We start from the raw sequence: 12,749 nt of genomic DNA on the forward strand, positions 1-12,749 counted from the left end.
GCTGGCGGTCAAGGCCAGTGTCGTCAAGAACGAGCTCACTGCAGCCAAACAACTCATCCCTACGCTTCAGCTAAACCTGTCCCAGGATCAGCCGCAAGAAGCAGCCACGACCGTTGAGCAAATCCAGGTGCATACTGGCGCAGCCCGCCAAGCGACAGACGATCCACTTTGGACGCTGGCGTCAGCTTTTCCCGGACTCGGACCGAATTTTAGTGCAGTAGCGGAGGTTGCACGATCGGCTGACGACGTATCAACGCTGGCGGCTGTACCGCTGGTCGAGGTGTTCCAGTCCCTTAACTGGAACACGCTCATGCCGGGCAGCGAAGCAACGGACCTTGGTCCTCTCCAGGGCGCTGCGCCGCGCGTTGCGTCCGCTGCCCACGCCGTACGAGTCTCGGCGGAGCGACTTGGCACCATAGATTCGAGCAATCTCTTGCCGCAGGTAGCAGAGCCCTTGGCAGCGGCACAGGCACAGTTGACCTCGGTAGCTGGGGTCATAAGCATGTCGGCCGACGCCTCACGACTTGTTCCAGCCATGCTCGGCGCAGACGAGCCACGCAATTACCTCATAATGGTCCAGAACAACGCGGAGGCCCGAGCGTCTGGAGGCATACCCGGCGCCTTGGCGGTCGTCACCGCAAAGCACGGCAAGTTGACTTTGGGCGCCCAGAGCAGCGCCGTAGACGTGGGCATCATGTCACCGGTTCTCCCCGTGGACGCGCAACAACAGCAGATTTACTCTGGGCGGCTCGGCAAGTACATGCAGGATGTAAACCTGACGCCTGACTTTCCGACTGCTGCAAGCACGGCTCAGGCAATGTGGGAAAAGAAAACGGGACAACTCGTTGATGGCGTAATTTCCGTGGATCCTATTGCGCTTAGTTACATCTTGAACGCCACCGGGCCAGTCAAAGTTGGCAGCGCCGACCCTGCCACTGTGGCGGTTGCTGGACTTCCGACAGAGCTCAGTAGTAAGAACGTCGTATCAACCCTCCTTTCAGACGTCTATTCCAAGATCGAACAGCCGAAACTTCAGGACGCATACTTTGCAAGCGCTGCACGGGAGATCTTTTCGGCATTGTCCAGCGACAAAGCAGATGCCAAGGGACTCGTCGAGAGCATAACGCGAGCCACATCCGAGAGCCGGATCCTAGTTTGGTCTGCTAAGCCAGACGAACAATCCGTCTTGGCAACGTATCCGTGGAGCGGCTCAATTGATGGCACTAGCGTCGCGCCGGCGCAGTTTGGCGTCTACTTCAACGACGGAACTGGCGCGAAAATGGATTACTACATGAAGCGCACTGTGCAACTCGTGAAGGAGTGCACCGGGGATGAGTACGGGCAGGTGAAGGTCCGCATCACCAGCACTAATACGGCTCCCAGAGACTCAGCAACATCGCTGCCCGAGTACGTCACAGGCGGTGGGAACTTCGGCGTGCCGGAGGGAACTGTGCAGACAAACGTCATCGCGTACGGCCCGGTTCAATCAAATGTTGAAACGGCGATTATAGACGGCAAAAAGACCGATTTTGCTGCTCACCGACACGGCAACAGACCCGTGGGCTCCGTGACGGTTACCTTGGCACCCGGACAAAGCAGCACAGTCGACCTGACTTTTGGCAAGATTGTGCAGCACACCGAACCTAACTTGGTTGTCACACCCACCGTCCAGCCGGTAAAAGACGTGGCTCTCGCAACGGAACCCGCCGAATGCATTCCGAGCAAGTAGACATCGCGTTAACAGTATGTAAAGCGACTTGATTCACTTTGGTAACACCCGTCACGGAGTGCTATCTTCTACTTGGGCAGCAAATGAGATTTCAACCTACGGTCACTCGGGGGATCGGAAATCTCCACCTAATGCGTGACAAAAATCGTAATACGGTCTCAGGGGGACTCATGAAGAAATCAATCGCGGCACTCGCACTTGCGGGAACCATCGCACTCATCGGCGCAGCTCCTTCCATGGCTGCCACTTACCCGGCACCGCCGGCCAACGCCGCAGTTTCTGACGGCACTGTTGGCCCCGGCGAGCAGTTCGTCTTCCGCGGCAACGGCTTCCTTGCTGGCGAAGGCCTGTCTATCACCGTGACTCCGGGAAACCCGCCCGCAGCCAACGGCTCCAGCGTTTCCAACGGTAGCCGCACGGTTCCGACCAAGATCACCCTGCCGCTGGCAACCCAGACGTTCTCCGCAACGGCTGACGCCAACGGCTCCTTCGCCGTCCCGCTGACCATCAGCGAGGCCGGCACCTACACCATCACGGCAACCGGCCTGACCTCAGGCAAGACCGCAACCTCAGTAGTAACCGTGGCCGGCACCGGCCTGGCCAACACCGGCGGTGCCCCGCTGGCTAACACCGGTGCCGGCCTGGCCAACACCGGTGCAGACGCAAGCCTCGTCCTGTGGTCCCTGGTGGGCGCAGGCGCACTGGCCGCCGGCGCAACCTCGGTAGTTGTGGTTCGCCGCCGCGCCAAGGCTGAGGCCGCAGCGTAAGGCTAAACCAACAAGCACCAAAGAAGGTGGGTGGTTCTCCGGGAAACCGGAGAACCACCCACCTTCTGTCTTAACAAGAACCGCAGTGCAAACCTGTGACCTTGTGGTATTCATTAGAGCTATGGGGAGACATTGGCGCACACCTCGCTGGCATTTCGACTTTTCCGTGCCGTTACCGCCGCTCCATTCGCTCCCGTACATCTTCCTGACGCTGCTGGCGATCGCTGCCATCTCAGTGTCCGTCCTGGCCATTCTGAAGACGTCCTGAGGTCTGCTTGAAGCGCCTGGAACAGCCACGCCTGTGGCGAGCAATCCTCATAGCCATGCTGGTTCCGCTGGCGTTGATTGCCTTTTGGCCCACCCCCGTGGACGAGCCCGTCAGCGGTGAACTCGCCGCCTTCCTGAAAGCCATCCATTCGCTGGGATTTCCGCGCTGGATCAACTACGCCTTTGTGGAAGCAACGGCAAATGTTGTGCTTTTCGTTCCCCTCGGCTGTGTTGCCGCGCTGGCGTTCCCAAGCAAGCGATGGTGGCAGGTGGCAGCCTTCGGGCTATTGGTGTCTGGCTGCATTGAATTAGGGCAGGAACTGTTCCTGCATGATCGTTTCGCCAGCCCTTCAGACGTTGTCACAAACACGGCTGGCTGTGTCATTGGCGTGTTCGCAATCCGGGCCATAGTCCGGCACCTTAAACGGCGACAGGCCCAACGCCAGCCAGCGATGAACCTGTCAAAAAACGGACAGTGAACGGAGTTATTCGTTCACGAATTCCTTCATCCAGGCCTTCAGGTCTTCGCCGAAATCCACGCGCTCCGAAGCGATGGAAATAACCGCCTTGATGTAGCTGAGTTTGTCTCCGGTGTCATACCGGCGCCCACGGAACACCACGCCGTACACGCCGCTTCCCTCGCCGTCAGACGTCGCGAGCGTCTGCAAGGCGTCCGTCAGCTGGATCTCGCCGCCACGGCCGGGCTCTGTCTCCTCCAGCACGTCGAACACAGCGGGGTGCAGCACGTACCTGCCAATGACGGCCAAGTTGGACGGAGCCTCGTCCACGGAGGGTTTCTCCACCAGGCGGTTCACCCGGAAGTAGTTCTCCCCGTCCACCGGCGAGATGTCGGCGCAACCGTAGGCACTGATCTGGGACGGCTCCACTTCGATCAGGGCAATGACAGAACCGCCCGTCTTGGCCTGGACATCGATCATGGTGCTGAGCAGCTCATCACGCTCGTCGATGAGGTCATCGCCCAGCAGGACAGCAAACGGCTCGTCCCCCACGTGCTGGCGGGCACACAGCACTGCGTGGCCCAGGCCCTTGGGGTCACCCTGCCGCAGGTAATGCAGCGGCGCAAGGCTGGAAGCGTGACGGACGGCCTCCAGACGGTCCAGGTCGCCCTTGAGCTCCAAGGTGCGCTCCAGGGCCGGTGCGCGGTCAAAGTGGTCCTCCAGGGCCCGTTTCTGGCGTCCCGTGATCATGAGGAGGTCCGTCAGCCCGGCCTTGACGGCTTCTTCCACCACGTACTGGATTGCGGGCTGGTCAACAACCGGCAACATTTCCTTCGGCATTGCCTTGGTGGCGGGCAGGAAGCGAGTTCCCAATCCGGCAGCAGGAATGACGGCTTTTCTTACTCTTTTCCCCAAAGTCATAGCTGAACCATACAAATCGTTTTAGGAATCTGGCAATTGGTGGCAGAGATTACGCGCCAGATGGGCAGCCCTGCCCATCGCGGGCCTTCCGTGTTCCGGACATACTTCGAGGTGCAGCTTTCACAAATATTGGGGGAACATCTTGAACAATGACCAGCAGCCCGGTGTGCCGCAAGAGCCGGACCTCCAGGGCTGGCAGCAGCCAGGCCGGCGCCCCGGTGACGGTGGTGACCGGGCGCCGACTCGCTCTACACCAAGGCTCCGGAAGGCCGACGGCAACGTGATCGAACTCCAGGAGGCCGAGCTGCGCTTCAAGAACAGGAGCGACGTGGACCTGGTTTACCGGATGGCGGTGCGTTCCATGCCCGCCGGAGATGGACTGATGGAACTCACCCTTGCCTGCCCCGCGAACATGCCGACAGAATCGGACCTCTGGACCGAACTGACGGACAGTGTGATCCTGGCTGACGATCCGGCTGCCTGATTTCGACGGTCTCGACAAGCTCGACCAGCGCTACGCGCCCTTGAACTCCGGCGAGCGCTTCTCCTGGAACGCGCGGAAACCCTCCGCGTAGTCCTCGCTCTTGCACAGCCGGGCCTGCTCCGCGTTTTCCTCCTCCATGGCCTCCCAGAGGCCAAGGCGCTGGTCGCGGATGTGGGCCACCAACTCCTTGCTGGCGTTGAAGGCACCCGTGGCGCCCGTGGCAACCTCGGCCACGATGCCGCGGGTGCTTTCCAGCAGTTCGCCCTTGGACATGGCACGGCTGAACATACCCTGCGCCACGGCCTCGGCGCCGGTCATCAGCTCGGCCGTGTAGATCAGGTCCAGCGTGCGGTGCATGCCCAGCCGCTCGGTGAAGTACCAGTGGCCGCCGGAGTCCAGCGTGGCTCCCAGCTTGGCGAACGGCGAGCCGAACTTGGCGTCCTCCGCGACGTACACCACGTCCGTGGCCAGCAGCAGGCCCAGCCCCACACCCAGGCAGGCGCCCTGCGCCGCCGCGAACGTCGGAGCGGGGAAGGCCGTCATCTTCTTGAGCAGCGGCTGCAGCAGCCCGCCCAGGTATCCCTGGACATCGTCCGTTTCCGGCGTCACGCCGGCGATGTCCCGGCCCGCGCAAAAGGCGCGGCCCTCTCCCCTGAGCAGCAGCGCCCGCACCTCACCGCGCGAGGCGGCGTCAGCGGCGTCGTCGTACGCCTGTGTTAAATCCTTCAGCGCCTGCTCGTCCAGTGAATTCAGCTTGTGCGGGGCGTTGAGGACAACTTCGGCGACGCCGTCGGCGATGGTCAGGGAAATCATGCGGCTCCTGTTCGTGGCCGTGACAGCCGGGTTGGAAAGGCTTAGACGTCGAAGTCGACGGTGACTTCAGAGGTGGTGGGGTGGGACTGGCAGGTGAGCACGTAGCCCCTGTCCAGTTCATCCTGCTCCAGGGCGTAGTTCTCGTCCATGGTCACCTTGCCCGTGACGAGCTTGGCGCGGCAGGTGCCGCACACTCCCCCGGCGCATGCGAACGGCACGTCCGGGCGCACACGGAGGGCGGCGTTGAGGATGGATTCGCGCGCATGGGTGGGGCTGGCCACCTTTCCCTCGAGGCCGTCCAGCTTGAACGTGATCTTGTAAGTCTCCTTGGACTCGTCCTCAATCACCGGCCGGCCGATGTTGCCCTCCGGGCGGTCCGGCTTGCCCGACGTGAACAGCTCAAAGCGGACGTGCTCCGGCTTCACCCCGCGGGCGGCCAGGGTGTCCCGGCACAGCTGCACCAGCTCGAACGGCCCGCACAGGAACCACTCGTCCACATCGTCCGCGTGGATGGCCGTGCCCAACAGCTGCTGGAGCTTCTCGGCGTCGATCCGTCCGCTCAGCAGCGGCGCGATCCGCTGCTCGCGGGACAGCACGTGGTGCAGGGCCAGCCGCGACGGGTACTTGTCCTTCAGGTCCGCCAGCTCCTCCAGGAACATCACGTCCATGGCGGCCTTGTTGGCGTAGATCAGGTCGAAGCGGGTGTCCGGGTTCGCCGCCAGCAGCGTGCGGGCAATGGCGATCACCGGGGTGATGCCGGAACCGGCGGCGATGGCCACGAAGCTGCCGGGCTCCCCCGCCAGATCCTCCGGATGGTTCATGGAGTTCATGACGTTCTGCTCCACGGCCTTGCCGTCCCGGCCGTGCTTGGAGACGAACGCACCCATCGGGCTCATCACGTCCAGCACATCGCCGGCCTTCAGCTCGGCGTTGGCCCACGTGGAAAACTGGCCGCCCAGGTCCTTCTTGATGGCCACGCGGATCTCGCTGCTGCCGTCCGCGAAGCTGCGCGGCTCGGCGCAGATCGAGTAGCTGCGGCGCACCTCATGCGGCTCGCCGTCCTCATCCGGCATGGTGGTCCGCAGCGCCACGTACTGGCCCGGCAGGTAGTCGTACTGGCCGGCCAGCCCCGCGGGGACGCCGAACGTCACCTCGATCGCATCGTCCGTGAGCCGGCGGACTTCATCCACGGTCAGGGTGTGGAAGGACGCACGACGGCGGCCGGTGGCTGCCGCCTGCTCGGCGGCGGTCTGGCGGACAACAGTCATGGGAGCACCTGTTCCTTACAAAACTTTGAAATAGTCGAACGGTTCCTTGCAGTCCTGGCAGACGTACAGCGCCTTGCAGGAGGTGGAACCGAAGCGGGTGAGTTCCTTGGTGTTCAGGCTGGAGCATTGGGGACACTTCACAGCCATTTGCAGGCGGATGGGCCCGGCATGCCTTGCTGCGTTGGAGTGGCCGGACGGCGGCGCGATGCCGTATTCCTCCAGCTTGGCCTTGCCGGATTCGGTCATCCAGTCCGTGGTCCACGCGGGGCTGAGCACCAGCTCCACATGGACGTTCGGGTAGCCCGCCTTGGCGAACACGGCGGTGAGGTCGTCACGGATGGCGTCCATCGCGGGGCAGCCCGAGTACGTGGGCGTGATGGTGACCTGAACGGCGGGCACCATGCCGCCGTCGTCGAAAAGCTTCACATCCCTCAGGATGCCCAAATCCGCGATGGTGAGCACCGGGATCTCCGGATCGCACACCGTGGCCGCGAGGTCCCAGGCTTTTTGCTCTGCGGACTGTTCGTTCGGGGTGCCCCCGAGGGTGCCGGCGTCCGCGGTGGGGTGGCTGACATACATGTCCGGCATGGCTACCAGCTCGCCCCGGGGAACTGGCGGGCCAGCACCTGCATCTCGGCCAGCAGGTAGCCCAGGTGCTCGGAGTGCTTGCCCTGGCGTCCGCCGCCGTGTGCGGCCGGAACCTGCGGAACGTCCAGTTCCGCTTCGGCCAGGACCTCGCCGGTGAGGCGGTCAAAGTCCGCGCGCAGGCTGGAAGGCTCGACGGCGGCACCCGCCGCCGCGAGGCGGGCGGTGAGTTCGTCGTCGCGGAACAGTTCGTCAACGTACGGCCAGATGACCTTGAAGCCGTGGATCATCTTTGCGCGGGACTCGTCCGTGCCGAGGGCCAGGCGAAGCACCCACTGGGCGCTGTGGTCCCGGTGGTAGTCCACTTCCTTGACGGCCTTGGCGGCGATGCCGGCCAGGGTGGCGTCCGTGGACTCGGTGAGCCGGCGGTAGAGCTCGAACTGGTAGTAGCTCACCACGAACTGCCGGGCGATGGTGACGGCGAAGTCCCCGTTGGGCTGCTCGAACAGCTCCACCGAGCGGAACTCCTCTTCATCGCGGAAGTAGGCAAGATCGTTCTCGCTCTTGGCTGTTCCGTCCCCTCCGAGGGCTCCGCCGGCGTAGCTGAGGAAGGACCGGGCATGGCCCAGCTGGTCCAGGGCGATGTTGCCCAGGGCCACGTCCTCCTCCAGCTCGGGGGCGCGGGAGATCCAGTGGCCCAGCCGCTGGGCCAGGACCAGGGCGTCGTCGCCCAGGCGCAGTGCGAACTCGGCAGCATCTTTACTGGGCCTGGCGGTGCCGCGGCTGACCGCGAGCGCGATGTCCTCCGGGCGGAGTGCGTTGCCCGGCGTGATGCGGGTGGCGCTGGCGGTGGCGTCTCCGCTGGTGCCCGCTGTGGTGACGCCGACGGAGATGTCCCCGTGGCCGACTGTTTCTTCTGTTGTTGCTTCGGGGGTGCTCACAGGTGCTTCACGCCCTCGCTCTTGGTGTAGTACGTGGCGTGGCGGTAGTCCTTGCCCTGGGGCGATTCGAAGAAGGCGCCCTTGGCGTCCGGGTCGCTGGAGGCGATGGCGTCCGCGGGGACAACCCAGATGGACACGCCCTCGTTGCGGCGGGTGTACAGGTCGCGGGCGTTGCGCAGCGCCATCGCTGCGTCCGGCGCGTGCAGCGAACCGGCGTGCACATGGGACAGGCCGCGGCTGGAGCGGACAAAGACTTCCCAGATGGGCCAGACGTTGCCGGCGGGGGTTTCGGGAGCGTTGGGGCTCATGCTGCGGATTCCTTCTCTGCTTGCTTGCGGGCCTGCTTCTCGGCATAGGCGGCTGCGGCTTCGCGAACCCAGGTGCCGTTCTCGTGTGCTTCGCGGCGCCGTTCCAGGCGCTGGGCGTTGCAGGGGCCGCGGCCCTTCAGGACCTCGTGGAATTCGTCCCAGTCCAGCGGGCCGTGCTCCCACTTCTTGGTTTCCTCGTTGAAACGGATGTCCTTGTCAGGGAGGGTGAGGTCCAGGACCTTGACCTGCTCCATCATCATGCCGACGAAGCGGTTGCGGAGCTCATCGTTGCTGAAGCGCTTGATGTTCCAGGCCATGGACTGCTTGGAGTTGGGTGAATCGTCATCCGGCGGGCCGAACATCATCAGCGCCGGGGCGTACCAGCGGTTCACGGCCTCCTGGGCCATCTGCTTCTGCTCGGGGGTGCCGTGGGAGAGCTCCAGCAGGATCTCGAAGCCCTGGCGCTGGTGGAAGGACTCTTCCTTGCACACCCGGACCATGGCCCGGCCGTACGGGCCGAAGGAGGCGCGGCACAGCGGCACCTGGTTGGCGATGGCGGCGCCGTCCACCATCCAGCCGATGGCACCCATGTCCGCCCAGGTGCGGGCGGGGTAGTTGAAGATGGAGGAGTACTTGGCCTTGCCGTCCATCAGGTCCTGCATCATCTGGTCGCGCGGCTGGCCAAGGGTCTCGGCGGCCGAGTACAGGTACAGGCCGTGGCCGGCCTCGTCCTGGACCTTGGCCATGAGGATGGCCTTGCGCTTCAGGCTGGGGGCGCGCGAAATCCAGTTGGCTTCCGGCTGCATGCCGATGATCTCCGAGTGTGCGTGCTGCGAGATCTGCCGGATGAGGGTCTTGCGGTAGGCAGCCGGCATCCAGTCGCGCGGCTCGATGCGCGAGTCCTCCGCCATGACCCGGTCAAAGTACGCCTGGCCTTCCGCCTCGTACCGGGCTGCCGCTGCTGAACTGTTTTCATGCCGTCCCGGCGTTAGCTCAGCGGGCACTGACTGCAGGCTCTGCGATGCCATGGTTGCTCCTATGCATATCCGATAAATAATTACCGACCGTTCGTTCAGGATATGCGGAAGCCGAGAGATGCGTCAAGCAGCGGGCGTGAACTAGCGGTGGCCCAGCGTCAGCCTGTGCTGAGCCTCCGCCGGGCAAATTCAATTCCCCGGCATTGCCTGTAAGAATCCCGCGGTTCGCGGAAACATGGGGTGTATAGGGAAACCCAGGGCCTCAAACGAGCGAGGGCAGCGTGATGTTGTTGCAGCGGGAAGCCGAGTTCATCTCCCTTCATGCCGCCCAGCACGAACGCGTCCTGCACTACATCCTCCGCCGCGTCGGCGATCTGGAAGTAGCTCGGGAGCTCGCTTCGGACGTCTTCCGCATTGCTTGGCAAAAATCCCGGTATGAGCCCACTACCGAGGTGGGATGGCTGTTCGCCGTGGCGCGGAACGTCATCGGAAATGAGTACCGCGGCAGACGGCGCAGGCGCGAGTTGATCCTCAAGCTCGCAGCAGGTGTCCGGGCCGCCGCCGAACCTGCCGGTGATGAGGTGGAGGCCGCCGTCGCAGAAACGCTCGGAAAGCTGCGGCCAAGGGAGAGGGAGATTCTGATGTTGCATTTCTGGGACGAACTCTCCACCGCAGAGATCGCGGCTTCACTTGGATGCACGGAAAACAGCGTTGCGGTCCGCCTTCATCGGGCCAAGCGTGCCTTCGCCGCTGCCCTGCCCGCAAGGCTCACAGCCGGCCATAAGGACAAGGCAGGTGAACACTCCCATGGACAGGATTGACGAATTACTGAAAGCAGCCAATCCCGTGCGGCCCTCAAACGCGCCGCGGCTGGATGCCCGGGCCGAGTTGCGTACAGCGCTCGACGACGCAGCCGCCCTGCATGTCACCGGTCCGGACTTTGTTGACCGTGACAGAAACCGGAACCCCTGGAACAGACTTGCCCGAAGGCCCTGGACTGTTGCGGTCGCTGTGGCTGCGTTGTCTGCGCTGGTGATTGCCGCCGTCGTACTGACCCAAGTCCTGGCCCCACTGCAGCCGGCACCGCCTGCGGTCAGCCCATCACCGAGCGTTAGCGGCACGGTGTCCGGATCGGACGGATGGCGGGTGGTGCGGTTATCCACCAAGGAAACCGGCGGAGCCACCGGTCCGCAGATTCAGATCGACGTGGCCCCAGGATTTACGACAATCAGCGACGTACCCAACGAAAGCTACGACTCCCTGTCCATCAAGATCGTGCGGGACACCCCAACCCAGGACGTCCTTGCGCAGATCTACTACGGGAGGGTGCTCCCGCAGCGCGACCCCCAGGCCTGCGTTGCTACGCCCGAGGACTATGTGGAGTTGGATAGCATCCCGGTGGATGTGCCCTTCAACGCAGAAACACCCGGAACAACATCGCCGAGGTTCGTCTACCGAGTTGTCACAGGCACGCGGCTGAAGGCATCGTTCGGAATCACTTCCCTGCCGGCCGGGACCGCAGTGGACGGATGCACGGAGTACCACCACATCGAGTCCCTTCCCAACGGCACCATGCTGACTGTTTCAGACCACTTCCAGTTCAACGGCGTGGCTGCCGGGTGGTTGTCCACATCGACGACGTCCTTGACCCCCACATTCGCCTCGCTCGACGAAGCCACGGCGTTCAAGGGCACGGACGAATACCAGGCGTACAAACGGATGCTGTCGTCCGTGCGCATCATCCAACCGGAATAGGGGGCGGGCCATGCCCAGCCAGACGGGTGACTCTCCAGCAGACTTCCACAGACTCAGCTTGTTCCTGGCCCGCAGGACGGGTGATGCCGACTACTCCCAAGTACTTGCCATGGACGCGTTCCGCTGGGCCCAGAGCCAAACGCAGGACGTCCCGTTTGGAGCACTGCTGGCCGCGTCAGCACGCCCGGCGGCCGCAGCCATTCGGGAGAGGGACAACGAGGTGGCACAGCAGGCATCCATCGCCGGGATCATCGCGTCCCTCCGCCCCATGGAGCGCGAAGTGCTGAGGCTCGTCTACTGGGACCACCTCAGCATGGGCGAACTTGCCGACTACCTGGGTTGCTCCATGACGCGCGCGGGAGCGCTCTTGGAGAAGGCCTACAGGCACGCGGACCGCCGGGCCCGGCGGCTCGGCTACGCCCTGGCGGGCAGCACCGATGAAACCGCTTGAGCAACAGATTTCTGACGCGGCGCCGCGCGTCCAATCGCCATTGTTTCCCATCGATGCCGGTAAAAGGGTTGCATCCGATGGGGTCGAAACGCTTGGACCCGGTTTGCCGAAGACCCCGTCGCGGCCAGGAGGCCTTGGGAGGAACCTCATGCACGCCGTCCTGGCGTTCACCCTGTTGGCCGCAGGAGGACTGGGGGTGGCTGTCGCACTCACGCCGGCGTCGAAGCAACAGGGCGGCGACGACGGCGGAGGCCGCCCCGCGGGGAGTGCCGCAGCCGCCGCCGGCTCCCCGGCCGCCTCCTCCATGGAATGGCGTGCCGCCGCCTTGGTCACCCCCTGGGCCGATGCCTCCAGCGCGATCGAGGCAAGCATCGAGCTGCCGGTCGCGTGGAGCGTGCACCGGCAGGAGCCCTCGGCCGGGTATCCCGGACTGCACGCCACCGTGTTTGACGAAAACTCCTTGCCCGTTGCCATGCTCTATTTCGGTCCATCGCCCGGCCCACAAGCGTGCCCCCTCCCCTTGGAACCCGCACTGCAATTGCAGCGGACTGACGTCACCACAGGCGCAGAACTGCTGGATCCCGCCCTGGCGTCCGCATTCTCGTATGGGCTGACAACCGGGAAGGAACCCAGGGGATCCTTCGGACTCGTGCCGCAGACATCCGGCGGGAACGCCTGCGGGGATTCTGTCCGTGTTCCCGGGGCGCCACCGTTTCCTGGGGCGCCACCGTTTCCTGGGGCGCCACCGTTTCCTGGGGCGCCACCGTTGATCCTCAGATTCGGTGATGTCCTGGGACTCGACACTCCAGGCCATGCCGCTGCTGCACCCAGATCCAGCTATGCACGCACGTTCTCATCAGCTGAGGATGCGCGGCGCTACGTCCAGTCACAGGAATTCGCCGCGCTCAAACGGCTCATCAGTTCCCTGAAATTCTCGTTCCCTGCGGATCGTTCGCGGCTCTGGCAGCTGCCGGACCCTAGACGCCCATCGAACTGAGGCGACCAGGGGAATAGCGGGCGCCTGT

Annotated in this window: 15 protein-coding genes; 8 read left to right on the forward strand and 7 right to left on the reverse strand. The window is 63.8% G+C overall.

Translation table 11 applies throughout. The features are described 5' to 3' along the window. Window positions 1-502 precede the first annotated feature (502 nt). The 3 genes from FCN77_RS20250 (at window position 503) to FCN77_RS20260 (ending at window position 3,242) form a co-directional block, all read left to right on the forward strand. Window positions 503-1,729, forward strand: coding sequence for a DUF4012 domain-containing protein (locus tag FCN77_RS20250; RefSeq protein WP_254678653.1), 1,227 nt, complete (start codon window positions 503-505; stop codon window positions 1,727-1,729). 170 nt (window positions 1,730-1,899) lie between these two features. Beyond that, entirely contained in the window at window positions 1,900-2,496 is a 597-nt protein-coding gene (locus tag FCN77_RS20255) for an LPXTG cell wall anchor domain-containing protein (RefSeq protein ID WP_137323707.1), read from the forward strand. Between the two features lie 275 nt (window positions 2,497-2,771). Continuing rightward, window positions 2,772-3,242: a VanZ family protein gene (locus FCN77_RS20260; RefSeq protein ID WP_254678654.1), complete on the forward strand. Its 471-nt coding sequence runs from the start codon at window positions 2,772-2,774 to the stop codon at window positions 3,240-3,242. 6 nt (window positions 3,243-3,248) lie between these two features. On the opposite strand, the gene galU is transcribed toward FCN77_RS20260, so the two are convergent. Beyond that, window positions 3,249-4,142, reverse strand: coding sequence for a UTP--glucose-1-phosphate uridylyltransferase GalU (galU, locus tag FCN77_RS20265; protein WP_137323708.1), 894 nt, complete (start codon window positions 4,140-4,142; stop codon window positions 3,249-3,251). Between the two features lie 142 nt (window positions 4,143-4,284). On the opposite strand from galU, the gene FCN77_RS20270 reads away from it, so the two are divergent. Beyond that, entirely contained in the window at window positions 4,285-4,626 is a 342-nt protein-coding gene (locus FCN77_RS20270) for a hypothetical protein (RefSeq protein WP_137323709.1), read from the forward strand. 30 nt (window positions 4,627-4,656) lie between these two features. Here FCN77_RS20270 and FCN77_RS20275 read toward each other — a convergent pair whose 3' ends face one another. The 6 genes from FCN77_RS20275 to paaA are packed head-to-tail and all read right to left on the reverse strand — an operon-like array spanning window position 4,657 to window position 9,569. Then, window positions 4,657-5,439 (reverse strand): enoyl-CoA hydratase/isomerase family protein, encoded by a 783-nt coding sequence (locus tag FCN77_RS20275; protein ID WP_137323710.1) that lies wholly within the window; start codon window positions 5,437-5,439, stop codon window positions 4,657-4,659. 41 nt (window positions 5,440-5,480) lie between these two features. After that, complete coding sequence (gene paaE / locus FCN77_RS20280) at window positions 5,481-6,707, reverse strand: 1,2-phenylacetyl-CoA epoxidase subunit PaaE (protein WP_137323711.1); 1,227 nt, start codon at window positions 6,705-6,707, stop codon at window positions 5,481-5,483. 15 nt (window positions 6,708-6,722) lie between these two features. Beyond that, entirely contained in the window at window positions 6,723-7,286 is a 564-nt protein-coding gene (gene paaD, locus FCN77_RS20285; RefSeq protein WP_137324882.1) for a 1,2-phenylacetyl-CoA epoxidase subunit PaaD, read from the reverse strand. Window positions 7,287-7,297: 11 nt separating this feature from the next. Further along, window positions 7,298-8,233, reverse strand: coding sequence for a 1,2-phenylacetyl-CoA epoxidase subunit PaaC (paaC, locus tag FCN77_RS20290; RefSeq protein WP_137323712.1), 936 nt, complete (start codon window positions 8,231-8,233; stop codon window positions 7,298-7,300). Continuing rightward, window positions 8,230-8,541: a 1,2-phenylacetyl-CoA epoxidase subunit PaaB gene (paaB, locus tag FCN77_RS20295; RefSeq protein ID WP_137323713.1), complete on the reverse strand. Its 312-nt coding sequence runs from the start codon at window positions 8,539-8,541 to the stop codon at window positions 8,230-8,232. The genes paaC and paaB overlap by 4 nt, the downstream gene beginning before the upstream one ends. After that, window positions 8,538-9,569, reverse strand: coding sequence for a 1,2-phenylacetyl-CoA epoxidase subunit PaaA (paaA, locus tag FCN77_RS20300; protein WP_137323714.1), 1,032 nt, complete (start codon window positions 9,567-9,569; stop codon window positions 8,538-8,540). Before paaA ends, paaB begins: the two co-directional genes overlap by 4 nt. Before the next feature lie 233 nt (window positions 9,570-9,802). On the opposite strand from paaA, the gene FCN77_RS20305 reads away from it, so the two are divergent. From FCN77_RS20305 to FCN77_RS26080, 4 genes are all read left to right on the forward strand, one after another. Further along, window positions 9,803-10,339 carry an RNA polymerase sigma factor gene (locus FCN77_RS20305; protein WP_137324883.1) on the forward strand — a complete coding sequence of 179 codons (537 nt, stop codon included), beginning with the start codon at window positions 9,803-9,805 and terminating at the stop codon, window positions 10,337-10,339. Next, window positions 10,314-11,273 carry a hypothetical protein gene (locus FCN77_RS20310; RefSeq protein WP_137323715.1) on the forward strand — a complete coding sequence of 320 codons (960 nt, stop codon included), beginning with the start codon at window positions 10,314-10,316 and terminating at the stop codon, window positions 11,271-11,273. The genes FCN77_RS20305 and FCN77_RS20310 overlap by 26 nt, the downstream gene beginning before the upstream one ends. Window positions 11,274-11,283: 10 nt before the next feature. Further along, on the forward strand, window positions 11,284-11,724 hold the full coding sequence (locus FCN77_RS20315; RefSeq protein WP_137323716.1) for a sigma factor-like helix-turn-helix DNA-binding protein: 441 nt from the start codon (window positions 11,284-11,286) through the stop codon (window positions 11,722-11,724). Between the two features lie 148 nt (window positions 11,725-11,872). Next, window positions 11,873-12,721: a hypothetical protein gene (locus tag FCN77_RS26080; RefSeq protein WP_175417338.1), complete on the forward strand. Its 849-nt coding sequence runs from the start codon at window positions 11,873-11,875 to the stop codon at window positions 12,719-12,721. The last annotated feature ends 28 nt before the right edge of the window (window positions 12,722-12,749 follow it).

The sequence above is a fragment of the Arthrobacter sp. 24S4-2 genome (assembly GCF_005280255.1).
Taxonomy (GTDB): Bacteria; Actinomycetota; Actinomycetes; order Actinomycetales; family Micrococcaceae; genus Arthrobacter.

Bases quoted from the DNA above. Each gene is read 5' to 3' on its own strand.
- FCN77_RS20250 (WP_254678653.1), top strand. From the start codon at position 503: ATGTCGGCCGACGCCTCACGACTTGTTCCAGCCATGCTCGGCGCAGAC.
- FCN77_RS20255 (WP_137323707.1), top strand. From the start codon at position 1,900: ATGAAGAAATCAATCGCGGCACTCGCACTTGCGGGAACCATCGCACTC.
- galU (WP_137323708.1), bottom strand. From the start codon at position 4,142: ATGACTTTGGGGAAAAGAGTAAGAAAAGCCGTCATTCCTGCTGCCGGA.
- FCN77_RS20275 (WP_137323710.1), bottom strand. From the start codon at position 5,439: ATGATTTCCCTGACCATCGCCGACGGCGTCGCCGAAGTTGTCCTCAAC.
- paaE (WP_137323711.1), bottom strand. From the start codon at position 6,707: ATGACTGTTGTCCGCCAGACCGCCGCCGAGCAGGCGGCAGCCACCGGC.
- paaD (WP_137324882.1), bottom strand. From the start codon at position 7,286: ATGTATGTCAGCCACCCCACCGCGGACGCCGGCACCCTCGGGGGCACC.
- paaB (WP_137323713.1), bottom strand. From the start codon at position 8,541: ATGAGCCCCAACGCTCCCGAAACCCCCGCCGGCAACGTCTGGCCCATC.
- paaA (WP_137323714.1), bottom strand. From the start codon at position 9,569: ATGGCATCGCAGAGCCTGCAGTCAGTGCCCGCTGAGCTAACGCCGGGA.
- FCN77_RS20305 (WP_137324883.1), top strand. From the start codon at position 9,803: ATGTTGTTGCAGCGGGAAGCCGAGTTCATCTCCCTTCATGCCGCCCAG.
- FCN77_RS20315 (WP_137323716.1), top strand. From the start codon at position 11,284: ATGCCCAGCCAGACGGGTGACTCTCCAGCAGACTTCCACAGACTCAGC.
- FCN77_RS26080 (WP_175417338.1), top strand. From the start codon at position 11,873: ATGCACGCCGTCCTGGCGTTCACCCTGTTGGCCGCAGGAGGACTGGGG.